Origin of the sequence: Modestobacter marinus (assembly GCF_019799945.1) — a bacterium.
GTDB classification, from domain to species: domain Bacteria; phylum Actinomycetota; class Actinomycetes; order Mycobacteriales; family Geodermatophilaceae; genus Modestobacter; species Modestobacter marinus_B.
The window spans coordinates 58,115-81,557 of record NZ_JABGCH010000018.1 but is presented as its reverse complement, the minus strand read 5'-3'; the positions used below and the strand labels follow the sequence as shown (position 1 = coordinate 81,557).

20 protein-coding genes are annotated in these 23,443 nt (G+C 74.2%); 7 read left to right on the top strand and 13 right to left on the bottom strand.

Going from position 1 to position 23,443, the window contains the following annotated elements:
• Position 1: 1 nt before the first annotated feature.
• Positions 2 to 601 carry a TetR/AcrR family transcriptional regulator gene (locus tag HK417_RS15455; protein WP_222268000.1) on the top strand — a complete coding sequence of 200 codons (600 nt, stop codon included), beginning with the start codon at positions 2 to 4 and terminating at the stop codon, positions 599 to 601.
• Between the two features lie 5 nt (positions 602 to 606).
• Positions 607 to 2,805: an MMPL family transporter gene (locus HK417_RS15450; RefSeq protein WP_222267997.1), complete on the top strand. Its 2,199-nt coding sequence runs from the start codon at positions 607 to 609 to the stop codon at positions 2,803 to 2,805.
• Here the strand turns inward: HK417_RS15450 and HK417_RS15445 are convergent.
• Both HK417_RS15445 and HK417_RS15440 read right to left on the bottom strand, forming a co-directional pair.
• Positions 2,741 to 4,255, bottom strand: a complete 1,515-nt coding sequence (locus HK417_RS15445) for a flavin-containing monooxygenase (RefSeq protein WP_222267995.1) — start codon at positions 4,253 to 4,255, stop codon at positions 2,741 to 2,743. The genes HK417_RS15450 and HK417_RS15445 overlap by 65 nt on opposite strands.
• Position 4,256: 1 nt before the next feature.
• Positions 4,257 to 6,575 (bottom strand): ATP-binding protein, encoded by a 2,319-nt coding sequence (locus tag HK417_RS15440; RefSeq protein ID WP_222267993.1) that lies wholly within the window; start codon positions 6,573 to 6,575, stop codon positions 4,257 to 4,259.
• Positions 6,576 to 6,721: 146 nt separating this feature from the next.
• On the opposite strand from HK417_RS15440, the gene HK417_RS15435 reads away from it, so the two are divergent.
• The gene (locus tag HK417_RS15435) at positions 6,722 to 7,228 is read left to right on the top strand and encodes a hypothetical protein (RefSeq protein WP_222267991.1); all 507 of its coding nucleotides are present in this window, start codon (positions 6,722 to 6,724) and stop codon (positions 7,226 to 7,228) included.
• Positions 7,229 to 7,359: 131 nt separating this feature from the next.
• On the opposite strand, the gene crcB is transcribed toward HK417_RS15435, so the two are convergent.
• Complete coding sequence (crcB, locus tag HK417_RS15430; protein ID WP_222267989.1) at positions 7,360 to 7,725, bottom strand: fluoride efflux transporter CrcB; 366 nt, start codon at positions 7,723 to 7,725, stop codon at positions 7,360 to 7,362.
• Positions 7,722 to 8,171 (bottom strand): fluoride efflux transporter FluC, encoded by a 450-nt coding sequence (locus HK417_RS15425; RefSeq protein ID WP_222267987.1) that lies wholly within the window; start codon positions 8,169 to 8,171, stop codon positions 7,722 to 7,724. The genes crcB and HK417_RS15425 overlap by 4 nt, the downstream gene beginning before the upstream one ends.
• Positions 8,172 to 8,344: 173 nt before the next feature.
• Here HK417_RS15425 and HK417_RS15420 point away from each other — a divergent pair, with 173 nt between their 5' ends.
• Positions 8,345 to 8,848, top strand: a complete 504-nt coding sequence (locus HK417_RS15420; protein ID WP_222267985.1) for a VOC family protein — start codon at positions 8,345 to 8,347, stop codon at positions 8,846 to 8,848.
• On the opposite strand, the gene HK417_RS15415 is transcribed toward HK417_RS15420, so the two are convergent.
• From HK417_RS15415 to HK417_RS15405, 3 genes are all read right to left on the bottom strand, one after another.
• On the bottom strand, positions 8,767 to 9,129 hold the full coding sequence (locus tag HK417_RS15415) for a hypothetical protein (protein ID WP_222267983.1): 363 nt from the start codon (positions 9,127 to 9,129) through the stop codon (positions 8,767 to 8,769). The genes HK417_RS15420 and HK417_RS15415 overlap by 82 nt on opposite strands.
• A 243-nt stretch (positions 9,130 to 9,372) precedes the next feature.
• A complete protein-coding gene (locus HK417_RS15410) occupies positions 9,373 to 10,905 on the bottom strand; it encodes a carboxylesterase/lipase family protein (RefSeq protein ID WP_222267981.1) in 1,533 nt (510 codons plus the stop codon).
• A gap of 102 nt (positions 10,906 to 11,007) precedes the next feature.
• The gene (locus HK417_RS15405; RefSeq protein ID WP_222267978.1) at positions 11,008 to 12,084 is read right to left on the bottom strand and encodes a DUF3616 domain-containing protein; all 1,077 of its coding nucleotides are present in this window, start codon (positions 12,082 to 12,084) and stop codon (positions 11,008 to 11,010) included.
• 167 nt (positions 12,085 to 12,251) lie between these two features.
• Here HK417_RS15405 and HK417_RS15400 point away from each other — a divergent pair, with 167 nt between their 5' ends.
• On the top strand, positions 12,252 to 13,934 hold the full coding sequence (locus HK417_RS15400) for an alpha/beta hydrolase (protein ID WP_222267976.1): 1,683 nt from the start codon (positions 12,252 to 12,254) through the stop codon (positions 13,932 to 13,934).
• Between the two features lie 39 nt (positions 13,935 to 13,973).
• On the opposite strand, the gene HK417_RS15395 is transcribed toward HK417_RS15400, so the two are convergent.
• Entirely contained in the window at positions 13,974 to 14,747 is a 774-nt protein-coding gene (locus HK417_RS15395) for a GAF and ANTAR domain-containing protein (protein ID WP_308123614.1), read from the bottom strand.
• A 346-nt stretch (positions 14,748 to 15,093) separates the two neighbouring features.
• Here HK417_RS15395 and HK417_RS15390 point away from each other — a divergent pair, with 346 nt between their 5' ends.
• Positions 15,094 to 15,444 carry a hypothetical protein gene (locus HK417_RS15390; protein WP_222267974.1) on the top strand — a complete coding sequence of 117 codons (351 nt, stop codon included), beginning with the start codon at positions 15,094 to 15,096 and terminating at the stop codon, positions 15,442 to 15,444.
• 668 nt (positions 15,445 to 16,112) lie between these two features.
• Here the strand turns inward: HK417_RS15390 and HK417_RS15385 are convergent.
• The 3 genes from HK417_RS15385 to HK417_RS15375 form a co-directional block, all read right to left on the bottom strand.
• Complete coding sequence (locus HK417_RS15385) at positions 16,113 to 18,983, bottom strand: vitamin B12-dependent ribonucleotide reductase (protein WP_222267972.1); 2,871 nt, start codon at positions 18,981 to 18,983, stop codon at positions 16,113 to 16,115.
• A gap of 93 nt (positions 18,984 to 19,076) precedes the next feature.
• Positions 19,077 to 19,634 (bottom strand): transcriptional regulator NrdR, encoded by a 558-nt coding sequence (gene nrdR, locus HK417_RS15380; RefSeq protein ID WP_222267971.1) that lies wholly within the window; start codon positions 19,632 to 19,634, stop codon positions 19,077 to 19,079.
• A gap of 376 nt (positions 19,635 to 20,010) precedes the next feature.
• A complete protein-coding gene (locus HK417_RS15375; RefSeq protein ID WP_222267969.1) occupies positions 20,011 to 20,508 on the bottom strand; it encodes a LysM peptidoglycan-binding domain-containing protein in 498 nt (165 codons plus the stop codon).
• A gap of 245 nt (positions 20,509 to 20,753) precedes the next feature.
• Here HK417_RS15375 and lexA point away from each other — a divergent pair, with 245 nt between their 5' ends.
• Positions 20,754 to 21,572 carry a transcriptional repressor LexA gene (gene lexA / locus HK417_RS15370; protein WP_222267967.1) on the top strand — a complete coding sequence of 273 codons (819 nt, stop codon included), beginning with the start codon at positions 20,754 to 20,756 and terminating at the stop codon, positions 21,570 to 21,572.
• A gap of 27 nt (positions 21,573 to 21,599) precedes the next feature.
• Here the strand turns inward: lexA and HK417_RS15365 are convergent, their stop codons facing one another.
• Both HK417_RS15365 and HK417_RS15360 read right to left on the bottom strand, forming a co-directional pair.
• The gene (locus HK417_RS15365; RefSeq protein ID WP_222267965.1) at positions 21,600 to 22,667 is read right to left on the bottom strand and encodes a hypothetical protein; all 1,068 of its coding nucleotides are present in this window, start codon (positions 22,665 to 22,667) and stop codon (positions 21,600 to 21,602) included.
• Complete coding sequence (locus HK417_RS15360) at positions 22,639 to 23,379, bottom strand: phosphatase PAP2 family protein (protein ID WP_308123613.1); 741 nt, start codon at positions 23,377 to 23,379, stop codon at positions 22,639 to 22,641. The genes HK417_RS15365 and HK417_RS15360 overlap by 29 nt, the downstream gene beginning before the upstream one ends.
• Between the last annotated feature and the right edge of the window lie 64 nt (positions 23,380 to 23,443).

Genomic DNA, 23,443 nt, shown 5'->3' with positions numbered 1-23,443 from the left:
TGTGGCGCGACCGTTCCGGCAGCAGATCGACGAGGGCATCCTCGATCAGGCCGCCTCCCTGTTCGCCCAGCGCGGCTTCGCGAAGACGTCGGTGCAGGACGTCGCCGACGCCGTCGGCCTGTCCAAGGCCGGCCTCCTGCACCACTTCCCGAGCAAGGACGCGCTGCACGACGCGGTCCGCGCGCAGGCGGCCGCCCTCGGGCAGCGGGTGCTCGACCAGGTGGGCGACCTGCCGCCCGGCCCGGCCCGGGACCGGCGCGCGATCGAGGTGCTGGTCGACGTCGCCGTGGCCCACCCCGGGCTGGTCGCCCTGCTGCTGACCCCGGTCCTGCGGGGCGGTGCCGACGCCGGCGCCCCCGAGCTGGACGCCGCGAGCGCCGCGGCGCTGCAGGCGTTCGGCGTCGACCCGGAAGCAGCCGCCTCGGAGCGCACCGTCCGGGTCGTCGGGGCGCTCGCCGCGCTCGCGGTCCTGACCTTGGCCGCGCACCACTCCGACCAGACCACCGCGTGGCGGCCACACGTCGTCGCCACCTGCTTCGACGCGCTCGGCCACCGCGGCCCGGGCCCCTCTTCTCCCCGTCCCCACCAGGTGGAGGCCTGATCCGCATGGCTGTCCTGTTGTCCCGACTCGGGGCCTTCTCCCACCGGCGCCGACTGGCCGTCGTCCTCGTCTGGCTGGTCGTCCTCGTCGCCGGCGGGGCCGGCGCGGCCACGCTGGCCGGCGAGACGTCGTCGTCCTTCTCGATCCCCGGGCAGGAGTCCACCACCGCGCTCGAGCGGATCGGCCAGGAGTTCGGCACCGGCGGCGGCGCCACCGCCCAGGTCGTGCTGCAGGCGCCGGACGGCGCGACGCTCACCACCCCCGAGAACGCCACGACCGTCGCGACCGTGATCGCCGGCCTGGCCGAGCTGCCCGGGGTGGTGTCGGCCACCGACCCGCTGGACCCCGCGGCCCCGACCGTCAACGCCGACCAGGACACCGCCTACAGCACGGTGACCTACACGGCGCTGCCCGGTGAGGTCCCCCCCGATCAGCAGGACGCCCTGTTCGCCGCCGCGGACGAGGCCCGCAGCAGCGGGCTCACCGTCGAGGTCACCGGTGAGGCCACCCAGGTGCCGCCGCACGTCGGTGGCCCGGCCGAGGCGCTCGGTGTCGTGATTGCGCTGGTGGTCCTCGCCGTCACCTACGGCTCGCTGGCCGCGGCCGGGATGAACCTGGTGAGCGCCCTCGTCGGGGTGGGCATCGGCGTGCTGGGCATCACCATCGCGACCGGCTTCACCGAGCTGTCCTCGACCACCCCGACCTTGGCGGCGATGCTCGGTCTGGCGGTCGGCATCGACTACACCCTCTTCATCGTCACGCGGTACCGGCAGGAGCTGCGGCGCGGCGCCGCCGTCGAGACCGCGGTGGCGCTGGCCGCGGGCACCGCCGGCTCGGCGGTGGTCACCGCCGGCCTCACCGTGGTCATCGCGCTGGCCGGGCTCGCCGTCGTCGGCATCCCGTTCCTGACCCAGATGGGCGTCGCCGCGGCCGCGACCATCGTCTTCTCCGTCCTCATCGCGCTCACCCTGGTGCCGGCCGTGCTCGGGTACCTCGGGCACCGGGCGCTGCCGCGCCGGGACCGCTCCACCGGGGCGCACGGGGCCCGGCACGGGGTGCACGCCGCCAGCCGGCGCAGCTTCCTGGTCGGCTGGGCCGCCACGGTCACCCGCCGGCGCATCGTGTCGCTGCTGCTGGCGGTGGTCGCGCTCGGGACGGTCGCCGTCCCGTTCTTCTCGATGCAGACCACCCTCGTGCAGACCCAGCCCGAGGACTCCACCCAGGCCCGGGCGGACCAGCTGCTCGCCGACGGGTTCGGCGCCGGGTTCAACGGGCCGATCGTCGTGCTGTTCGAGGGGACCGGCGCCGCGGAGAGCGCCGCGCAGGTCAGCGGCGCGGTCCTGGGCCTCGACGACGTGGCCCTCGTGACCCCGCCGACCCCGAACGCCGACGGCACCGCCGCGCTGCTCACCGTCATCCCCGCGTCCGGCCCCACCGACCCGGCCACCGAGCAGCTGGTGTCCGACCTGCGGGAGCTGCTCGCCGGCACCGCCGGCGTGGACGCCGCCGTCACCGGCGCGACGGCGGTGAGCGTGGACGTCGCCCAGAGCCTCGACGAGGCGATGCCGGTGTACCTGATCCTGGTGGTCGGCCTGGCGCTGGTGCTGCTGGTCCTCGTCTTCCGCTCGCTGCTGGTGCCGCTGGTCGGCGTGCTGGGCTTCCTGCTGACCATCGGTGCCTCGCTCGGCGCCACGGTGGCCGTCTTCCAGTGGGGCTGGCTGGCCGACGTGGTGAACCTCGACGGCACTGGGCCGCTGATCAGCCTCACGCCGATCCTGGTGATCGGCATCCTGTTCGGGCTCGCGATGGACTACCAGATCTTCCTGGTGTCGCGCATGCACGAGGCGCACAGCCACGGCGAGGGGCCGCTGGACTCGATCCGCACCGGGTTCCGGCAGGCGGCGCCGGTCGTCGTCGCGGCCGCGCTGATCATGTTCTCGGTGTTCGCCGGGTTCGTGCCCGCCGGGGACGCCACGATCAAGTCGATCGCGTTCGCGCTCGCCGCGGGCATCCTCTTCGACGCCTTCGCCGTCCGGATGGTGCTCGTGCCGGCGGCGCTGGCACTGCTCGGCGGCCGGGCCTGGTGGCTCCCCCGCTGGCTGGGCTGGCTGCCCACCCTCGACGTCGAGGGCGCCGGGCTCATCGAGCACCGCGCGCACCACCGGGCCGAGGAGCGGCAGCCGGTCGGGGTCGCCGGGCACTGAGCCGGCGGGTGAAGGTCAGCTCGGCGTCGGGGACGCGGCGCAGCAGCGCCGCGTCGGCCCGGGGGTCCGTCGCCGTCCGCCACGGCAACCGGTCCCCCTGGCGGGGCAGCTCGCCGGCGGCGCGCCGGACGTAGCCCGCGGTGAGGTCCAGCAGCGGGGAGGTCGGCACCGGCGGGCCGCTCACCTCCGGCCGGCAGGCGTCGTACCCGTGCGCGTCCAGGTGGGCCAGCAGCCGGCTGAGGTGCTCGGCGACCAGGCCGACCTTGAGCGTCCAGGACGCGCGCGTGTAGCCGATCGCGTAGGCGAAGTTGGGGACGCCGGAGAGCATCAGGCCCTTGTAGGTGAGCGTGTCCGGCAGGTGCACCGGGACGCCGTCGACGGTCAGCGCGATGCCGCCGAACGCCTGCAGGGCCAGGCCGGTGGCGGTCACGACCAGGTCCGCCGCGAGCTCCCGCCCGGACTCCAGCAGCACGCCGCGCTCGGTGAAGGTGGCGACCCGGTCGGTCACCACCGTGGCGCTGCCGCTCCGGATGGCCCGGAACAGGTCCCCGTCGGGGGCGATGCACAGCCGCTGGCTCCACGGGTCGTACGGCGGGTGGAAGTGCACGTCGACCGGGTAACCCGGGGGCAGCTGGCCGGCCGTGACCCGGTGGATCAGCCGGCGGGCGGCCCGCGGGTACCGCCGGCAGAACGCCCAGACCGCCCGCTGCGTGGCGATGTTCTTGCGCCGGATCAGCGGGTACGCGCGCTCCTCGCCGAGCAGCAACCGCAGCCGGCGGGCGACCGGGTCCTCCCGGCGCACCGGCAGCACGTACGTCGGCGTCCGCTGCAGCATGGTCACGTGCGCGGCGGTGGCCGCCAGCGCGGGGACCAGCGTGACCGCGGTGGCGCCGCTGCCGATCACCAGCACCCGCCGGCCCGCGGGGTCGAGGTCCGCGGGCCAGTGCTGCGGGTGGACGACCTGCCCCCGGTACCGCTCGCGGCCGGCGAACCGCGGGGTGTAGCCCTCGTCGTAGCGGTAGTAGCCGGCGGCGCTGAACAACCAGTCACAGGTCAGCGTCGTCCGCTCGCCGGTGTCGGTGCGCCGGACGTCGACGGTCCAGCGGGCCTCCGCCGAGGACCAGGACGCGCCCACCACCCGGTGGTGGAACCGCACCCGGCGGTCGACGCCGTGCTCGGCGGCGGTCGCCCGCAGGTAGGCCAGGACCCGGCCGGCGTCGGCGATCGACTGGTCGTCGCGCCAGGGCGCGAACGCGTACCCGAGGGTGTGCAGGTCCGAGTCGGACCGGACGCCGGGGTAGCGGAAGAGGTCCCAGGTGCCGCCGAGGTCGCCGCGGGCCTCCAGCAGCGCGACGGACCGCTGCGGGTGGTCGCGCTGCAGCTGGTAGGCCACGCCGATGCCGGAGATCCCCGCACCCACGATGAGGACGTCGAGGTGCTCGGCCGTCACATCACACCGCCAGCGCTCGGTCCACCGCGACGCCGGCGGGGAGCGCCCGCCCCTGGGCGAGGGCCTCGTCGAACTGAGGCCCCAGCGCCGCCCGGCCCTCGGCGAGGGTCCGCCCCTTGAGCGCGGGGTCGGGGAGGTAGTAGTTGTAGCCGCTGCCGAAGGAGCTGCTGAGCATCGCCTCCGCGGCGCCCATGAGCACCGCCGCGCGCTCCCACCGGCCGGCCTGGCCCTCGACGACGGCGAGCGCGTCCAGGAAGTACGCGGTGTTCGCCCGGTCGCCGGTCTCCCGGGAGAGGGCGACCCCCTCGCGGAGCATCTCCCCGGCCCGGCCGAACCGCGCCTCAGCGGTGGCGGCCTGGGCGAGGTTGTAGAGGGCGACGTAGGTGACCAGCCGGTCGCCGCGCCGGCGGGCCGACGCGAGGCCGCGCTCGAACAGTCCGGTGGCGGTGCCGGCGTCCCCGCTGACCAGCCGCACCGTGCCCCGCCACACCAGCGTCAGCGAGCCCAACCAGTCCTCCCCCGCCTGCTCGGCGAGCTCCTGCGCCGCGCGGAACCGCTCCTCCGCCGTCGCGAGGTCGCCGGTCGCCAGCGGCCCGAGCCCGAGCCCGGCCACCGCGTTGGCCTGCATGCCGACGTTCCCCGTGCGCCGGGCGCAGGCGAGTGCCTCGGCCCACCGGGCGGACGCCACCTCGAAGTCGCTCTGGACGTAGGCCAGGCAGGCCGCGGCCAGCGCCGCGCCGGTGCGCACGGCGTCGTCGAGGTCCGCCCGCCGCGCCGCCTCGGCCCACTCCCGGCCCTGCCGGTCCCCGCCGCGCAGCCACCAGGCCAGCCACATCCACCAGACCATCCGGGCCGCGGTCGCCGCGTCCCCGGCGCGCAGCGACCCGGCGATCGCGTGCCGGACGTTGCCGTCCTCGCGTTCCAGCCGGCGCAGCCACTCGACCTGGGCGCCGGTCTGCAGCGCCGGACCCGCCTCCTCGACCAGCCTCAGGTACCGCTGGGCGTGGGCGGCGGCGACCTGCCGCCGGTCCTCCTCCGCCAGCAGCGAGTCGGCGTACTGGCGGATCGGCTCGAGCAGGTCGTAGCGGACCCCGCCGTCGTCCAGGTGGACGGCGACGACGAGGGAGTGCTCGACCAGGTTGCCCAGCGCGGGCAGCACCTCCGCCGGCGGGAGCACGGGCGCCGCCACCGCCTCCACGCCGGCGAGGTCGAAGCCGCCGGCGAAGACGGTCAGCCGCGGGAACAGCGTGCGCGCGGCCGGGTCCAGCAGGTCGCGGGACCAGTCGAGGGTGGTCCGCAGCCCGCGCTGCCGCACCGGCAGGTCCAGCGTCCACCCGGTGGCCAGCGCCTGGTCCAGCCGGCCCAGCAGGTCCGCCGGGGACAGCAGCCTCACGTGCGCGGCGGCCAGCTCCAGCGCCAGCGGCAGCCCGGACAGCCGCCAGCAGATCGCCGCGACGTCGGCCGCGGTGGCCTCGGTGACCTCGAAGGACGGCAGCACCGACCGGGCCCGGGCGACGAACAGCTCGCCGGCCGCCGACCCGGCCACCGCCGCGGGGTCGGGGTCCTGCGTCGTGCCGGGCAGCGCCAGCGGCCGCACCACGTGCTCCTGCTCGCCGCGGACCCGCAGCGGCGCGCGGCTGGTCACCAGCACGGTGAGGCCGGGGCAGCCGGCGAGCACGTCGGCGACGGCGGGAGCGGCGGCGGCGAGGTGCTCGAAGTTGTCGAGGACGAGCAGCATCTCCAGCGGTCGCAGCCGCTCGACCAGGGCCGCCACCGCGTCGCCGGAGCCCGCACCGAGCTCCCGCAGCCCGAGCTCGCGGGCCACGGCGGCGGGCACGGCGTCCGGATCGGCGACCGGCGCCAGCGGGACGAACGCGACGCCATCCCGGAAGCCGGCGGCGGCGAGCCGCGCGGCCTCGACCGCCAGCCGCGTCTTGCCGACGCCGCCGGGGCCGGTCAGCGTGAGCAGCCGGGGCAGCGGCGCGGACAGCAGCCGGACCACGTCGGTCACGTCGGCATCGCGCCCGACCAGCGACGTCGTCGGCGCCGGGAGGGCCTGGAGGCGGGCCGGTGGATCCGCGGCGTCCCGGTCGGGTGGGACCCCGGCGAACAGCCAGTCCCGGTCGGCGTCGGAGGCCCCCAGCGCGGCGGCGAGCGTGCGCACCGTGTGCGGATGGGGACGGCGCCGCACCCCGCGCTCGAGGGCGCTCACCCCGTTGGTGCTCAGGCCCGCCCGCTCGGCAAGCTCGGACTGGGTCAGGTGCGCCGCCTCGCGGAGGGTCCGCAGGCGCTCCCCGAAGGGCTCGTCGGGTCCCGGCACGCCCCGATGCTAGGCGGCGGGCACCCGTCCGGGCGTGGACCTGCTCGTTCGCGGTGTGTGGGCATCGTGTGGGTGCTGCCCGTTCCCCGTCCGCCGCCCGGCGAGCAGGGTGGACGTCGTCCGACGCCGAACGGGGGGAGCCGACGGTGGCACCGACGATCCGACGTCCCGTCCACGTGGCCGCCGCCTCCGTGCGGACGGCGATCCGCACGCCGTGGGGCGACAGCGTCTCCGCGGTGGTCCCGGCGAGCCTGACGGCCGGGGCGTTCTCCTCCTTCCACGTCTTCGCCTCGGCCACGGCCGGGCGCCCGGCGTACGTCCACCACGCGGCGGACGAGGCGCTCGTCGTCGTCAGCGGGACCGTGACGGTCGAGGTGGCCGGTCAGGAACCGCTGGCCGGCCTCACCGCGGGAGCCGCGGTGTACCTGCCCCGGGGCACGCTCCGGTCGTTCCGGACGGGCGCCTCGGGCGCCTGGCTGCTCGTGACGCAGACCCCCGGCCAGGAGCTCGGCGACGTGCCGGAGCACCTGGCGAGAGCGTCGGCCGACCCTGCCGCCGAGTCGTACCGGCACCTCGTCCGCGCACTGGCGGAGTGCGGCGTCGAGCTGGTCCCCACGCGGAGGGACCTCGGCCGGGGCGTGGCGCCCGGCTGACCGTCACCCCGCACCGCGGCCCCGTGACCCCGGGCGGCGGTGCGACGGACGCCCCCGTGGCGTCGGACGGACACCTCGTGCCATCGGCCGCGGTCGAGGGGGCGGCCGATGGCGCGAGGGCCGCCCTGACGTCAGGCGAGCCAGGTGCCCAGGGCCCAGCCGAGCGCGACGGCGCCCAGCCCGCCGAGCAGGCTCGCGACGACGTCGGCGAGGGCGTGGCGCCGCGCGCCGTCCTCGAGCAGCCGGAGCACCTCGTGGCTGAACGTGCTGTAGGTGGTGAGGGCGCCGCAGAAGCCGATGACGACCGCGGCCGCCGCCGCGGGAGGGAGCCGGGCGCTGAGCGCGGTCAGCAGACCGAGGAGGAACGACCCGGCCACGTTCACCGTCAGCGTGGCCCACGGGAAGACGCCGCCGTGCCGGCGCTGCACCGCCCGGTCGGTGAGGTAGCGGGCCGGGGCGCCGATCGCCGCGCCCAGCGCCACCCAGAGGACGGTCACCGCGGCTCCGGGTCGGCGACGCGCCCGCGCCGGCCCAGGGCGCGGGCGAGGGTGGCCCCGGCGTACGTGGCGAGGACGGCCGCGGCCAGGGTCCCGAGCAGGTAGCCCAGCGCCGCACCCGCCCGCCCGGCCAGCGCCAGCTGCTGCACGTCGACCATGGCCGTGGCGAAGGTGGTGTAGCCGCCCAGGACGCCGACGACGAGGAAGGGCCGGAGCAGGCGGTGCGGAGAGGTCAGCTCGGTGACGACCACCATGAGGACACCGATGAGGAAGCAGCCGCTGACGTTGACCAGCCAGGTCGCCCACGGCCACTGCCCTGTGGACTGCGGCAGCACGAGTGACAGGCCGTAGCGGGCCTCCGCACCGAGCACCCCGCCGGCGGCGACCGCGGCGAGCACGTCCCAGGACCGCTGCCGGCCGCGCGTGGGCTGGTCGTGCGTCGTCACCGGCTGCGGCTCCGCGGGAGAAGGGGGTGCCGCGGACCGCGGCGGGACGACGGGCCGTCGTCCCGGCGGCCGAGGGTACCGCCGCGGTGCCGCTCCCCGATCCGCCCCACGGCGAGGCCGACCGGGGCATCGTTCCGAGGACGGCCCGCCGCCGACCCGAGAGGACGCCTCCGATGACCACGACGACCCCCGACCCGGCCGCGCTGGAGACCGAGCGCGCCCGCATCCGCGACACCCACCTCAGGCCCGCCGGGCAGCGACCCGCCTCGACCGCCCGCGGCCTGCACCACACCGCACTGATCAGCAGCGACGTCGAACGCACCATCCGCTTCTACCAGGACGTGCTGGGCTTCCCGCTCACCGAGCTGATCGAGAACCGCGACTACCCCGGCTCGTCGCACTTCTTCTTCGACATCGGCAACGGCAACCTGCTCGCGTTCTTCGACTTCCCCGGCCTGGACGTCGGCCCCTACGCCGAGGTGCTCGGCGGACTGCACCACATGGCCATCAGCGTGGAGCCGCAGCGCTGGGAGGCCCTCGTCCAGCGGCTCACCGACGCGGAGGTCCCGCACGAGGTGCACAGCGGCGTCTCGGTCTACTTCCGCGACCCCGACGGCGCCCGCATCGAGCTCATCGCCGACCCGCTCGGCGAGATGTACGGCTCCTCCGTCCTCTGAGGCGGGAGCCGCGGCGGCCGATCAGGTCGCCGAGGGCACCGCTGCCGGACGGAGCACGAGCCGGTTGCCGGCGGGACGGGGACGGCGCAGACCAGGCCGGAGCCGGCCGACAGCCACATCGTCGGCTGGCCGAGCTGCCAGCCGTAGCCCACCCACAGCGCGCTGGACACCGCGCCGAGGTACCACCGCGCCGGCGACATCCCGGACAGGTCCTGGGTGCGGTCGAGCAGGATGCCCAGCAACTGCGCCAGCGCGGCGGCCATGCCGACCAGCGTGACCACCGCTGAACGGGACCCTCGTCGCTGAGCTGTGTTCCGAACGCTGCTGGATGACCACGACGGTCATCGGCGTCCGGCCGCCGCGACAGGAGTCGTCTCGGCGTGATCATGCTGTGACGTTGCTCATCGCCGTGCGCGGCTCAGGTCGCCGCCGTCACGGAACCCGGGAGCGAGGCCGTCCGGCCTCCGGTGACGAGGTGCCGTCGGGGTGGGCTCGGCGTGCCCGCGGCGCACCCGTCCCGGTGCTCAGCGGCGCACGTCGAGCACCGCTGGAGTCGTGTCCGCCCACAGCCGACGGGAGGCCTCCTCGGGATAGGCCCGGACACCGTCGGAATTCCCGTGGTCGAACACCCGGGTGATCCGCTGCTGTTCGTCGTAGGCGGCCCAGCCGGGCTGACCGTCCCGGGCGAAAGCCGTCCACGCCGTCTGCATCAGCGCGGACACCTCACCTGCCTCGGCAGCCGGCGGAGCGCCGAGTAGCTGCGTCGCCTGGCCCCGGTCGAGGACGCCGAAGACCAGCGGGACGTCGAGGAAGTGGCAGGCCCCCAGGACGCCACCGGACCCGGGCGCGGGCCACGTCAGCTCGTAGAGGTGGCTGCGCCCGCCGCCGGCGGTGTGCACCGCCGCCAGCTGCAGGCTGGGCATGCGGAACTCCCGGTCGGAGTGCGCCAGGACGAACAGTTCTTCCGCGTTGGCGGCCGGATACGCCGCCCGCATGCGGGCCGCGGCGTCCGGTCCGGGGCCGAGGAGCTCCATCGTCGCGTCCGCCATCTCCTCGGTGACCGCCCCCAGGAGGCCACCGAGGGCCAGGAACAGCCGCCACTCGTCCCGGTTGTGACCGACCAGCAGCCGGACGTCGCGGCCGGCGCCGGCGCTGAGCCCGGACCACGGGTCGGTGGGGAGCACCTCGCCGTCGACGACCGGGGAGAACGGCGTCAGGCCACCGGCCACGAGTCCCCAGCGGTCCATCGCGGGCATCCGCCGGTCGAGCTGGGCGAGCGCGTCCAGCAGCCGCTCCGGCGCCACGTCGGCCAGCGCGGCGGCCCTGGGCTCGAGCCCGAGTGGGGCGGTGAGCTCGGCGCTGATGTCGGCAGCCAGTGCGGGGGTGAAGAAGGTGCCGGGCACGCTCTGGGCGACCGCTCGGGCGAACAGGCCCGCAGCGGTGGGCATGACCATCAGCGCGGCGATCGCGCCGGCGCCGGCGGACTGGCCGAAGACGGTGACCCGCGCCGGGTCACCGCCGAACGCGACGATCTCCTCCTGCGCCCAGCGCAGGGCGGCGATCTGGTCGAGGAGCGCCCGGTTGGCCGGTGCGCCACCGAGTTCGGCGTAGCCCTCCACGCCCACCCGGTGGTTGGCGGTCACCACGACCACGCCGTCCCGGGCCAGTGCTCCACCGTCGTAGGCCGGATCGGACGACGTGCCGAACCGGTAGCCGCCTCCCGGGGTCCACACCATCACCGGCAGTCCTGCCGAGCCGGGGTCGGGCGTCCACACGTTGAGGGTCAGCCAGTCGGTCGGGTCGTGGCGCACGGGACCGGAGACGGCAGGCGTCGACGGTGGTGGCCCCAGGAACGACTGCGGCGGCGGGGGACCGTACACGTCGGCCTCGCGGACCCCGTCCCACGGCTCGGCCGGCTCCGGCTCCTGGAACCGCCGCCGGCCCACCGGCGGCGCGGCGAACGGGATGCCGCGGAACACTGCCAGCCCGCCCTCCCACCGCCCCCGGACACCGCCTGCGCGCGTGCTGACCACGGGTGACGTCGTCGGCTCGCTCATGACTGGTCCTCCCTGTCGACCCGAGCGGGCGGGTGCCGCCGAACGGCTGACCGAGCGCCGAGGACGGCCGGGCTGCCCGGGCACGCCCGCCCGGGCGGACGCTCAGTTCAGCCGGAGCACGTCGGCGAGCACGCCGTGATCGGCGGTCAGCCGGGCCGCGGACGGGCTGTCGTAGACGACCATCAGCCGCGGAGGAACGGTGGGGCCGAGCAGCCCGATGCCCTCCGCGTGGTCGCATCCCTCGCCGTAGGGGACGTCGAGCTCGCGGGTGAGCAGGTCACCGCGCACCACCTGCGGCTGGTCGGCCTGCAGGGCGTCGTGCCACCGGACGACGCGCACCGGACCGTCGAGGTCCATGGTCGGCCCGGCGAGCACGAGCAGGTCGTCCCGGTGCGGGCAGAGGTCGCGCACGCCGAGGCCCTGCAGGTCCAGCAGGTGCTTGCGGTACGGCCGGCCGTCGTCGAAGGGCGCCAGCCGCAGGCGTTCCGGCGCGCCGGGGTCGACCGCGGGTCGCAGCTCCAGGACCACCGCCCAGCCACGCAGAACCGGACCGCGCAGGCCCAGGAGCACCCGCGGACCGGCGACGGCGATGCCCTCGACGTCCAGCCCGTTGTCCTTACCGGGCAAGGGCAGGAACGGGCCGAGGTGCTCGTCGTCGGCCAGGAGCTCCCGCAGGTCGCTGCCGTGCGCGCCGAACGACGCGGCCCGGTGACGGACGCCGTCCAGCTCGATCTCGGGCACGACGGTGGGCAGGCCGTCGACGACGGCGACCGGCAGCCGGACCAGGACCTGGCGGTTGGGCTGACCGGTGACCCTGGCCAGGCGGCGGAGGGCCTTGTCGCCGCTGTGCCCGGGCTTGATCCGCTTCCGGCGCAGGCTGTGCGACCCGACCGCCCACAGGAAGGAGCCGTGCCGGGCCAGGCCCTCGACGTCCGCCTCCTCCTCGTCGTCCCCGGCCCCGGGCAGGTCCACGAAGTCGGCCAGCCGGACGCTCGTCTGATGGGCGTAGCGGCGCGGCTGCTCGGGGTCGTCGGCGATCAGTCGTTCGATCGTCGCGGTCTCGTCGCCGGCGACCCACAGGACGGCACCGTCGCTGCGGACGGCCGAGAGGTTGGTGTGGGTGCCGGCAGCCCGGGCCGACTCCTCGAAGTGCAGCTCGACCGTCCGCTCCACCGTCACGACGCCACCCTGACACGGCTCCCTCGGCGGCACCCGCCACCGGGGACGCGCGAGGTGACCGGCGATGGTGCTGCCCATTCGCGCATGGCCTTCGCCGACCACTCCGAGTAGCTTCGGGCAGCGCGGCCGACGTCGGTCCCAGCTGCTCGACCACCACGGGGGTCCGGATGCTCCACCCAGTGCTGTCGCGTGGCCGCGGCCGCGTCGTGTCCGCCGCCGTCGCCGCCGCGGCGCTGAGCGGGGCCCTGCTCGCGCCGCCCGCGTCCGCCGCGCCGTCGGCCGCGCTCGCCGCTGTTCCTGACGTGTCCTGGACGGAGTGCCGGGACGGCTTCCAGTGCGCCGCGGTCCCGGTCGCACTGGACCACAGCGACCCGGAGGGCGCGCAGATCGACATCTCGGTGGTCCGGCTGCCCGCCGGTGATCCGGCTCAGCGCATCGGCTCGCTGCTGCTCAACCCGGGGGGCCCGGGGGGCTCCGGCGTCCAGTTCGCCCGTGCCGTCGCCGACTTCCTGCCGCTGGAACTGCGGGCGAGGTTCGACATCGTCGGGTTCGACCCGCGCGGGATCAACCTGAGCACGCCACTGCGCTGCTTCGAGACCCTGGACCAGGTCTTCGCGATCCTGCCGACGTTCTCGTTCCCGGACACCCCGGCCGAGGAGGAGGCCCAGCGGTTGTTCGACGACCAGCTGTCCGCTGCCTGCAGCCGCAACGGCGGCGCGATCCTCGACCACATGTCCAGTGCCGACGCGGCGCGCGACATGGACGTGCTGCGCGAGGTCCTCGGCGACGAGGAGCTGAACTACCTCGGCTTCTCCTACGGCTCGGTGCTCGGTCAGAACTACGCCAACCTGTTCCCCTCGCGGGTCGGCGCCTTCGTGATCGACGCCGTCGTCGACCCGATCGCCTGGTCCACCGGCTACGGCCAGGACGGCGGGACCACTCCGTTCGGCACCCGCATCGCCAGCGCCGAGGGGTCCCAGCGCACCCTCGAGGAGTTCTTCCGGTTGTGCGACGAAGCCGGTCCGGACTGTGTCCTCGCCGGGGATGCGAGCGGGCGGTTCGCCGCACTGGCCGAGCGACTGCGCGCGCAGCCGATGGCCACGGTCGACCCGGTCACCGGCGAGACGTTCTCGCTCACCTACCAGGACCTGATCGCCGTGACGCTCGGTGCCCTGTACGCGCCGTTCACCTGGCCCGACCTCGCCGTGTTCGTCGCCGACCTGGAGCAGCAGGTCGGGCCGGAGGTGCTCGGGCAGCGCCTGGCCGCGATCCGGACCGGCCTGGGGCTGGAGGCGGCGGTGCAGGAGGAGTACCTGAACTTCATCGAGGGCCCGACCGGGGTCGGGTGCTCCGACAGCGTCAACCCGAGCTCGCTCGAGGCCTGGCAGGCGGCCGCGGACAGCGCCGAGGACACGTACGGCAACTTCGGCCGGCTCTGGAACTGGAGCTTCAGTGCCTGCGCCTCGTGGCCGACCACCGCAGGGCAGGACCGCTACCTCGGTCCGTGGACGGCCGACACGGCCTCACCGGTGCTGATCGTCGGCAACGAGTTCGACCCGGCCACCCCGTACCAGGGCGCTGTGGCGGCGTCGGAGCTGCTGCCCAACTCGCGGCTGCTGACGTACGGCGGGTGGGGGCACGCCGCCTTTCTCGGTGCCGGCAACTTCTGCGTGGACGCTCACGTCACCCGGTACCTGGTGAGCGGCGAGCTACCCGCGGCGGGCACCGTGTGCGCCCCCGAGGGCACACCGTTCGGTCCGACATCGGCGCTGGCCGTCGACGACGCCGCGGCCGCCCTGCACGCGGGGACCCTCCCGCCGTCCGTGCGCCGCGCGCTGCACGGCCGCTGATGCGTCGGCGGGTCCGCCCGCGGGCGCGGGGTGGGCCGGTCAGCTGTGCCCATCCCGTTCGCGTTCGGCGGTGAGCTCACCGGTACGCGTGAGGAACCCGGCGACCTCGTGGAGCTTGATGTTGGTGTCCTGACTGGCCCGCGCCAGCAGGGCGAACGCCTGATCCGCGGTGATCTTGTACCGCTCCATGAGAACGCCCTTGGCCTGCCCGATGAGGTCGCGGCTGGCCAGCGCTGTGCCCAGGTGGTTCAGCTTCCGCGCCTGGGCGACCGCGACGGCCGCATGGCTGGCGAACATCAGCGCGATGCGCTCGGACTCGTCGGTGAAGACGCCCGGCCGCCGGGCCAACAGGTTCATGGCCCCCAGGTCGTCGCCTTCCACGAACAACTGGACGCACAACATGCTCGCCATGCCGATCTCCCCGGCCCGGCGCGCCAGCTCCGGCCAGCGTTGGTCGCGGGCCAGGTCATCGACCCGGACGGTCTCGTGCTCGTACATGGAGTCCATGCACGGCCCCTGCCGCGTCTCCTGCTGCAGCTCGTCGAAGCGCCTGGGCACGTCGCTGGTGGCCGCTGCCGATTCCACGCGACGGCCACGTTGCGCGAGGCTGATCGAGGCTTCTTCGGCGCCGGGGACCGTGCCCACCGCTGCGCTCACGATGATGTCCATGACGGCGTCACTGTCGAGTTGGCGTTGCATGTCCCGCGCCAGGTCGGCCAGCCGGCGGGTGAGGTCGTCCTCGACCGATCCGCCACGGGCCTGTGCGGAGGGCTGCCCCGGCCGCTGCACAGGCTGAGTCCGGTCCGCGCTCACGTGAGCCACTGTGGCACGGACGGCCGGGCCGGAACATGCCCCGCGGAAGCCGGAGCGGACCACCGCGGACTGCCCGGGGCCGGGCTCCGGACGACGGAACTCGACCCCGGTGTGATCCCCACACGGAGCAAGGGGCGGCGACCAGACCGTCGACCCCCCTCCTCCTGGCCGAGCCTCATCGGCGCTGGACCTGACCGGCCCGGAGGTGTCCCACCGGGTGGCGCTGTCCCCCGACGCATGACGCCGGTCCCCTGGTGATCGACCTCTGGGCTGACCGGCAGGGCCTCATGCGCATCGGGGGCACAGTTCGTGGTGCCGCGGCTGCGCTCCGGCGTACTGTGATCTTGTGACGCCGACGCCGACGCCGACCCGGGCGAGCAGCACACCGGTGGGGCCGGTCGTGGCGCTCGCGTTCGCCGCGGGCGCGGTGGCCTTGTTCTCCGTCAGCGATGCGATCGGCCCCCTCGATCCGGACACCGAGTACCTGTTCGTCGGGACGTGGCTTCTGGGGTGGGTGTTCCTGTTCTGGGCATCGCTCGTCGGCGGAGCCTCCGCCGTTGCGCTCCTCCGACGAGCGGTGACGCGGCAGCCCGTGTCGCCCTCCGGAGCAGCTCTCCTCGGCGCGACCCTCGCGCTCATCGCGGTCCTGGTGTGGACGCATCCGCTCTGGGGGTCGGGGTCGGGGTCCGCGGCCTGATCGAGCGCCGCTCCGCGCTGGGAGCGCGGTGGGATACGCGCCCGCGCGCGGGCATGCGACGCCCCGGGACGGTGCGCTCGACGAGGACGCTCGCGTGCTGATGCGGTTGTCAGCGCGGCTGCGTGTCCGAACGGGCATGCAGGCCGTCCTCACGTAGCTGGGAGCCGGGTCGAGAGTTCGGCGGCACTCGCGCCGCGAGGCCGCATGCCCGTCGGTGAGGTCGCACGCGTGACAGGTGTTGCGGGGGGCGCGATGAATGCGACTGGAGCCGACCGGTCGCCGAACTGATGGTGTCATCGAACGATCCCGCCAGCCGGCGTGACCGGCCAAGTCGGCCATGCGCATCAACACCCGGGCGTGACAGCGGACCGGTAACGCGCCCACGCTGCCGCGTCCTCAGGAGGACCCGCAGCGGCCTCGTGCGACGCCGGCTCCCGGTCACCGCGCTCACGGCCGGTCCTTCACCACGGCGATCGCCTCTCCCAGGCTGGGCCCAAGGAGCCGTCCCGGCCGCACGAGGCGGCCGGGACGGCTGAAGAGCGGTGCATCAAGATCGCGTCGTCCGCCGAGCTTGATACACGATGTCACCGCACGCCGCAGTGACATCTCGGCGAGCCTGCCGGGACATCAGGCGAGAATCCCGCTGACATCCCGGCAAAGCCTCGACATCAGCTGCAGCCGCTGGTGGAGCCGCAACCCTCGCAGACGTAGCAGCTGCCGGCGGGGCGCATCTTCGTGCCGCACGTCATGCACAGCGGCGCGTCGGTCGCGGTGCCGGTGACGAGCTCCAGCAGCTCAGCCGAGGAGTGGGCCTCCTTGACGGCCTTCTTCGGCGACTCCTGCTCGGCCGTCTCCTCGACGTGGGTCTCGGTGGGGGCGGAGCTGCGCAGCGCCTCCAGGTCGACCTCCTCCTCGGTGACCGCGGGGGTCGAGGCCGAGGAGCCGTAGCCGGCCACCTGGGCGGCCCGCTCCTCGGCGCTGAAGATGCCGAGGTTGGCCCGCTTGTCCACCGGCAGGTGGTCCAGCGCCAGGCGACGGAAGATGTAGTCCATCACCGACTGCGCGATCCGGATGTCCGGGTCGTCGGTCATGCCGGCCGGCTCGAACCGCATGTTGGTGAACTTCTGGATGTAGGTCTCCAGCGGCACACCGTGCTGCAGCGCGATCGAGATGCCGATCGAGAAGGCGTCCATGACCCCGGCCAGCGTCGAGCCCTGCTTGCCGAGCTTGAGGAAGACCTCGCCCAGGCTGCCGTCCTCGTACATGCCGGCGGTCATGTAGCCCTCGGCGCCGGCGACGCTGAAGGACGTGGTCATGCTCGTCCGCTTCTTCGGCAGCCGCTTGCGCACCGGGTGCGACAGCGCGGTGGCCGACGCAGCGACCTCCTCGACCTTCACCTCCGCCTTCTTGGCCTTGGCGTCGGAGAGCGGCTGACCCACCTTGCAGTTGTCGCGGTAGATGGCCAGCGCCTTGATGCCCAGCTTCCAGCCCTGGAAGTAGATGTCCTCGACGTCCTCGACGGTCGCCGTCTCCGGCATGTTGACCGTCTTGCTGATCGCGCCGGAGATGAAGGGCTGAACGGCCGCCATCATCCGGACGTGGCCCATCGGCGAGATGGCCCGCTCGCCCATCGCGCAGTCGAACACCTCGTAGTGCTCCGGACGCAGGCTCGGGGCGTCGACGACGTGTCCGTGCTCGGCGATGTACTCGACGATCGCCTCGATCTGCTCGTCCTGGTAACCCAGGCTCTTCAGCGCCCGCGGCACCGTCTGGTTGACGATCTGCATGGAGCCGCCGCCGACCAGCTTCTTGAACTTGACCAGCGAGAAGTCCGGCTCGATGCCGGTCGTGTCGCAGTCCATCATGAAGCCGATGGTCCCGGTGGGGGCCAGCACCGACGCCTGCGCGTTCCGCCAGCCGTTCTCGGTGCCGATCGCCAGGCACTCCTGCCACTGCGCGGTGGCGGCCTTGAGGACGTCGGCATCGTCGGCGCCGACCGGGCGCACCGCGTCGTTCGCCGCGGCGTGCTTGCGCATGACCCGGGCGTGCGCGTCGGCGTTTCGGGCGTAGCCGTCGTACGCGCCGACGATGCCGGCCAGCTCGGCGGAGCGGCGGTAGGCGGTGCCGGTCATCAGCGAGGTGATCGCCGCGGCCAGGGTCTGACCGCCACGCGAGTCGTACGCGTGGCCGGTGGCCATCAGCAGCGCGCCGAGGTTGGCGTAGCCGATGCCCAGCTGGCGGTAGGCGCGAGTGGTCTCACCGATCGGCTCGGTCGGGAAGTCGGCGAAGCAGATCGAGATGTCCATCGCGGTGATGACCAGCTCGACGGCCTTCACGAAGTTCCTCGAGTCGAAGGTGCCGTCCGCGGCGAGGAACTTCATGAGGTTCAGCGAGGCCAGGTTGCACGAGCTGTTGTCCAGGCTCATGTACTCCGAGCACGGGTTCGAGGCGTTGATCCGCCCGGTCTCGGGGTTGGTGTGCCAGTCGTTGATCGTGTCGTCGTACTGGATGCCCGGGTCGGCGCACTCCCAGGCCGCCTTGGTGACCTTGCGGAAGAGCTGACGGGCGTCGACGGTCTCGAGGACCGACCCGTCGGACCGGGCCCGCAGGCCGAACTCGGCGCGCTCGTCGACCGCGCGCATGAACTCGTCGCTGACCCGGACCGAGTTGTTGGCGTTCTGGTACTGGACGCTGGTGATGTCCCGGCCGCCGAGGTCCATGTCGAACCCGGCGTCCCGCAGCGCGCGGATCTTGTCCTCCTCGCGCGCCTTGGTCTCGATGAACTCCTCGATGTCGGGGTGGTCGATGTCCAGGACGACCATCTTCGCCGCCCGCCGGGTCGCCCCGCCGGACTTGATCGTGCCCGCGGAGGCGTCGGCGCCACGCATGAAGGAGACCGGGCCGGAGGCGGTGCCGCCGGAGGACAGCAGCTCCTTGGAGGAGCGGATGCGGGAGAGGTTGAGACCGGCGCCGGAGCCGCCCTTGAAGATCAGCCCCTCCTCGCGGTACCAGTTGAGGATCGAGTCCATCGTGTCGTCGACGGCGAGGATGAAGCAGGCGCTGACCTGCTGCGGCGCGCTCGTGCCGACGTTGAACCAGACGGGGCTGTTGAAGCTGAAGTACTGGTGCAGGAGCATCCAGGTCAGCTCCTGCTCGAAGATCTCCGCGTCACCCTCGGTGGCGAAGTAGCCGTGCTCGCGGCCGGCCTCGCCGTAGGTCAGCACGACCCGGTCGATCAGCTGCCGCAGGCTCGTCTCCCGCTGGGGGGTGCCGACCGCACCCCGGAAGTACTTGGTGGTGACGATGTTGGTGGCGTTGATGCTCCACTCGGACGGGAACTCGACACCCCGCTGCTCGAAGTTGATCGAGCCGTCCCGCCAGTTGGTCATGACCACGTCGCGGCGTTCCCAGGTGACCGCGTCGTACGGGTGCACGCCCGCGGTCGTGAAGACCCGCTTGACCTTCAGGCCCTTCCCCCGGGCTGGCGCCTTCCCGCCGCGACGAGCACGGGTGGACAGGCGGTCTTCGGTCTCGGTCATGGTGTTCGAGCTCTCCCTGGTGGTGGGGCTGCGGCGGGGGAAGCGCCGCGACGGGTGCTGCCTGACTGGTGTAGCGGTTGGTACTGACAGTTCTCAGGGGCCGGCGGCGTCGCCGGAGGGGGTGGTCTGACCCCGGCCGCCGCCCTTCCGGCGCGGGGCCGGCAGGTCCGGCTGCATGCCGGGCAGCGGTGGGGTGCCGCCCGGCAGGTGCCGGGCGCGCAACTCGGTGATCTCCTCTTCGAAGTCCTCGAGGGAGTCGAAGGCGTGGTAGACGCTGGCGAAGCGCAGGTAGGCGACCTGGTCCAGCTCGCGCAGCGGGCGGAGGATCGCCAGCCCCACCTCGTGGCTGGGCACCTCGGCCGCACCGGTGGCGCGGACGGCGTCCTCGACCTGCTGGGCCAGCAGCTGCAACTGGTCCTCGCCGACCGGCCGCCCCTGACAGGCCCGCCGCACCCCGGCCATCACCTTGGTGCGGTTGAACGGCTCGGTCACGCCGCTGCGCTTGACGACGGCCAGCACCGCCTCCTCGACGGTGGTGAACCGCCGGCCACAGCCGGGGCAGGACCGGCGGCGGCGGGTGGTGACGCCCTCGTCGGTCTCGCGGGAGTCGACGACACGGCTGTCCGGGTTGTGGCAGAAGGGGCAGCGCACGTCGACTCATCCCCTCTCGCGGGTGTCGCGCCGGCTGGCGGGCGACCTCATGGCACTGTCTGCGGAACGGGCCGGGTGGGCCCGTCCTGTGGACCCACCCGGGGACATCCGGTGGATGCCGCGGGGAGAACGTGTGGACCGGTTGTGGACGACTTCCATCCGTGTAACCACTAGATGTTGTGGTGGAACCGTATGCCGGACCCCACGGGTATGCAAGCCCGGACGAGGCGTGTCGCGCAGCCGTCTCTCCGGACACATCAGACGACGCCCGTCCCAGCCGCCGCACACAGGCCCACTGCGCGCCGCGCGGGCGCGGTCCACCGCTCCGGCCGGTCCCACCGGGGCGACGTGAGAGCCCCCGCGAGCGCGGCTCGGCTCAGGGGAGCTGCAGGACCCGTCCCGGCTCGAGCGCGACCCCGTCGAGCTCGTTGAGGTCGCGGATCGCGTCGACCACCGCGCGGGGGTCCTCCTCCGGCGCCGCGTCCACCGCGATGGCCCACAGGGTGTCCCCCGCCTCCACGACCACGGTCTCGACGCCGGCCAACCGCAGCACCGGGCCCGACTCGGAGCCGACGACCATCGCGGTCGCCACGGCCACGGCCAGCCCGATCGCGATGGACAGCCCCGCGACGACGCGCCGCCCGCGCCGGGTCAGGCGCAGCGGCGGCCGGTCCCACGACTCCCGGCCGGCACCGGCCGGCAGTGGACGGCCGGCGGCACAGCCCCCGCCGCGGACGCCCCGCCCCCCGGCCGCACCGGCCGGACGCGCAGGACGCCGGGCCAGGCGGACCGCGTCGCGGCGCCCGACCGACACCTGACCGGCGTACGCCTGCACGGGCGACGGCGGGACGACACTGCGCTGGACGGTGGCCATCGGTCCACTCCTCGCTCGGGACGTGACTCGATCGAACGGGTGTTCGAATCGGACGCTGCGGGATGTCTACCGCACTCCACCGACGGGAATGCGCCGACACGACGCTCCTTCGAACAGGTGTTTGAAGACGGCCGCCGATGGCGCTACCGTTCGGGTGCGATCGAGACGACGCAGCCCGTCCGCGCACGGAGCGGCCGGGCCGTCGCCGGGGAGCTGCGCAGGCTGCAGCCGGACGAGGAGGGGTCATGGCGGTCGACAACCGCTCGACGGACGGCGGAGCGGGTCCCACCCGCCGCAAGCGGGCCGCCGGGCCGGCGACCGGTGCCGAGACCGGGTCCGCGGAGCAGGGCGGCGCCGTCCGCACCTTCCCCGACCGGGCCGAGGCCGGCGACGGGCTCACCCAGCGCCAGCGCCGCGTCCTGGAGGTCATCCGCGACTCGATCGAGCGGCGCGGCTACCCGCCCTCGGTCCGCGAGATCGGTGAGGCGGTGGGGCTGTCCTCCGCCTCCTCGGTCGCCCACCAGTTGTCGGTGCTGCAGCGCAAGGGCTGGCTGCGCCGGGACCCGAACCGGCCGCGCGCGCTCGACGTCCGCCTCCCCGGCGACAGCGCCGCCGCCCTGGGAGCCGACGCGTCGGCCGAGGGGCCGGCCGCGGCGGGCAGCTCCGGCGGCGACGAGGCGGCCACGCCGGCTGCCACCTACGTGCCCCTGGTCGGGCGCATCGCCGCCGGTGGTCCGGTGCTGGCCGAGCAGGCGGTCGAGGACGTCTTCCCGCTGCCCCGCGAGCTGGTCGGTGAGGGCACCCTGTTCATGCTCAAGGTGGCCGGTGACTCGATGGTCGACGCGGCGATCTGCGACGGGGACTGGGTCGTGGTGCGCCAGCAGCCCACCGCCGAGAACGGCGAGATCGTGGCCGCGATGATCGACGGCGAGGCGACGGTCAAGACCTACAAGCGCCGCGACGGGCACGTCTGGCTGCTGCCGCACAACCCGGCGTACGAGCCGATCCCCGGCGACGACGCGACCGTGCTCGGCCGCGTGGTCAGCGTCCTGCGCCGCATCTGAGCACCAGGCGGGTCGCGCCGCCGTGGGTCACTCCCTGCGGCGGCGCAGCTTCCCCCCGACCCAGACGAGCACGGTCGCGACCACCGCGGCGATGATGCCGGCCGTCCACGGCGACACGTCGCGCACCAGGTCCGCCACGGGAGCGGCCGGCGACCCGGTACCGGCCGCGGCCGGGGCGGGAGCGGGAGCCGCTCCGGCCGGGACCAGAGTGATCGGGGACGGCAGACCCTCCCCTGCCACGAGGAGGTCCCGGCTGTTCGCGGCGAAGGCGATCGCCTCCCCTTGCGGCGCGTCCGGCAGGGCCACGCGCACGGGCTCGCCCGCGAGCGCGCCGGCGACGTCGGAGCCGGACAACGCCCAGACGTAGGCGTCGGTGTAGGTCCGCAGGGCGATCCGCTGCCCGTCAGCGGACACCGCTCCCCCGGTGACCATCAGCTGGCCGGCCCGGCCGACCGGGCCTCCGGGGGTCCCGGTGAGGGTCAGCCCGAGCTGCAGCACCTTGGTCATCCCCACCGTGGCACCGTCGGTGAGCGGCCCGTCGGGCCGGTAGACCCCGCTGGCACCGAGGACCTCCTTGGTGACCAGGTAGGGCGTTCCGTCGGGGGCCAGGAGCAGCGCCTCGGCGTCGTGCGGACCGTCGGGGTAGGTCAGCCGGGTCAGGGTGCTCGAGCCGTCGGTGCGCAGGCCGATGAGCGCGACCGTCCCCCGGGTCTGCGCGTTGTCACCGGTGTCGGCCACCCAGAGCGTGCCGTCGGCACCCAGCGCCAGGTCCTCGGGGTCGTACGGGTCGACCTCGCCCGAGCGCACGTCGCCGACCGCGCACGCGCCGTCGAGCACGAACACCTGGGCCCGGTCTCCGCCGTCGTTCATGGCCAGCATCGACTCGCCGGCGCCGGCGAGGCCGGACAGCTCCGGCAGCCGCGGATCGGTGATCTCGCAGCGGGTGACGGCGGCACCGTACGAGGCCGACGCCGTGGTGTCCGCGGACGCCGGCCCCGGGGGCAGCAGCAGGACGAACGGCACGGCGAGCGCCGCGCCGCCGGACCGCAGTCGGCGCGCGGCGCGGTCAGACGGGGGCTCGGCCTGCGCGGGCACGAACCCAGCGTGACAGCAGGGTTGCGTCGAGTGCGTGAACCACGCCCAACAGCAGCAGCCCGACGGTCAGGCCGACCACCGCGTCGGTGACCCAGTGGAAGTCCAGCGCGACCATCGCCACGCCGGTCGCGAGCGGCCCGAAGACGCTCAGTGCCCAGAAGACGCGCTGCACCCAGGCGGCCAGGGCGAACTCGACCGCCTGCCAGCGGGCGACGCCCCACATGAGCACCGCGTTCGCGACGTGGCCCGAGGGGTAGCTGGCACCGTCCCGGTGGAAGAAGGACCCCGGGAACGCCGGCGCCGTGCGACCGGTGCCCCACTTGAAGGCGTAGACCACCGCGGTGAGCAGGGCTAGCGCGAGCAGGACCCGCAGCAGCGGGACGACCGTGCGTTCGCGGACCAGCAGCCAGCCGACCAGGACCGTCAGGACGATCAGGATGAACCCACGGCCACCGGTCTGCGTGAACGCCCAGACCAGCCAGTAGGCGTCGCCGTTGCGCAGGTCCCAGTCGCTGACGACCTCGGAGACCCGCAGGTCCATCCGCTCCAGCCAGCCCCGGCTGAGCAGCTCCACGGTGATGCCCACGGTGGCCAGCGCGGAGAGCACGAGGGCCCACCAGGCCGGCCGGCCGACGCCGATCACCCGGGTGCCCGCGGGAACGGACGGGCCACCGGCGGGCTCCGCCGTCTGCCGTACCGCACCGGGGGTCACGGCCTCACGGTACCGGGGCCGTGACCTGCCCGTGATCCTCCCGGCGTCCTGCCGCGCGGGCGGG

What these genes read in the sequence shown, in the direction of transcription:
- HK417_RS15400 (WP_222267976.1), top strand. Translation starts at nt 12,252, where the DNA reads ATGCTCCACCCAGTGCTGTCGCGTGGCCGCGGCCGCGTCGTGTCCGCC.
- HK417_RS15375 (WP_222267969.1), bottom strand. Translation starts at nt 20,508, where the DNA reads ATGGCCACCGTCCAGCGCAGTGTCGTCCCGCCGTCGCCCGTGCAGGCG.
- HK417_RS15420 (WP_222267985.1), top strand. Translation starts at nt 8,345, where the DNA reads ATGACCACGACGACCCCCGACCCGGCCGCGCTGGAGACCGAGCGCGCC.
- HK417_RS15385 (WP_222267972.1), bottom strand. Translation starts at nt 18,983, where the DNA reads ATGACCGAGACCGAAGACCGCCTGTCCACCCGTGCTCGTCGCGGCGGG.
- HK417_RS15410 (WP_222267981.1), bottom strand. Translation starts at nt 10,905, where the DNA reads ATGAGCGAGCCGACGACGTCACCCGTGGTCAGCACGCGCGCAGGCGGT.
- lexA (WP_222267967.1), top strand. Translation starts at nt 20,754, where the DNA reads ATGGCGGTCGACAACCGCTCGACGGACGGCGGAGCGGGTCCCACCCGC.
- HK417_RS15450 (WP_222267997.1), top strand. Translation starts at nt 607, where the DNA reads ATGGCTGTCCTGTTGTCCCGACTCGGGGCCTTCTCCCACCGGCGCCGA.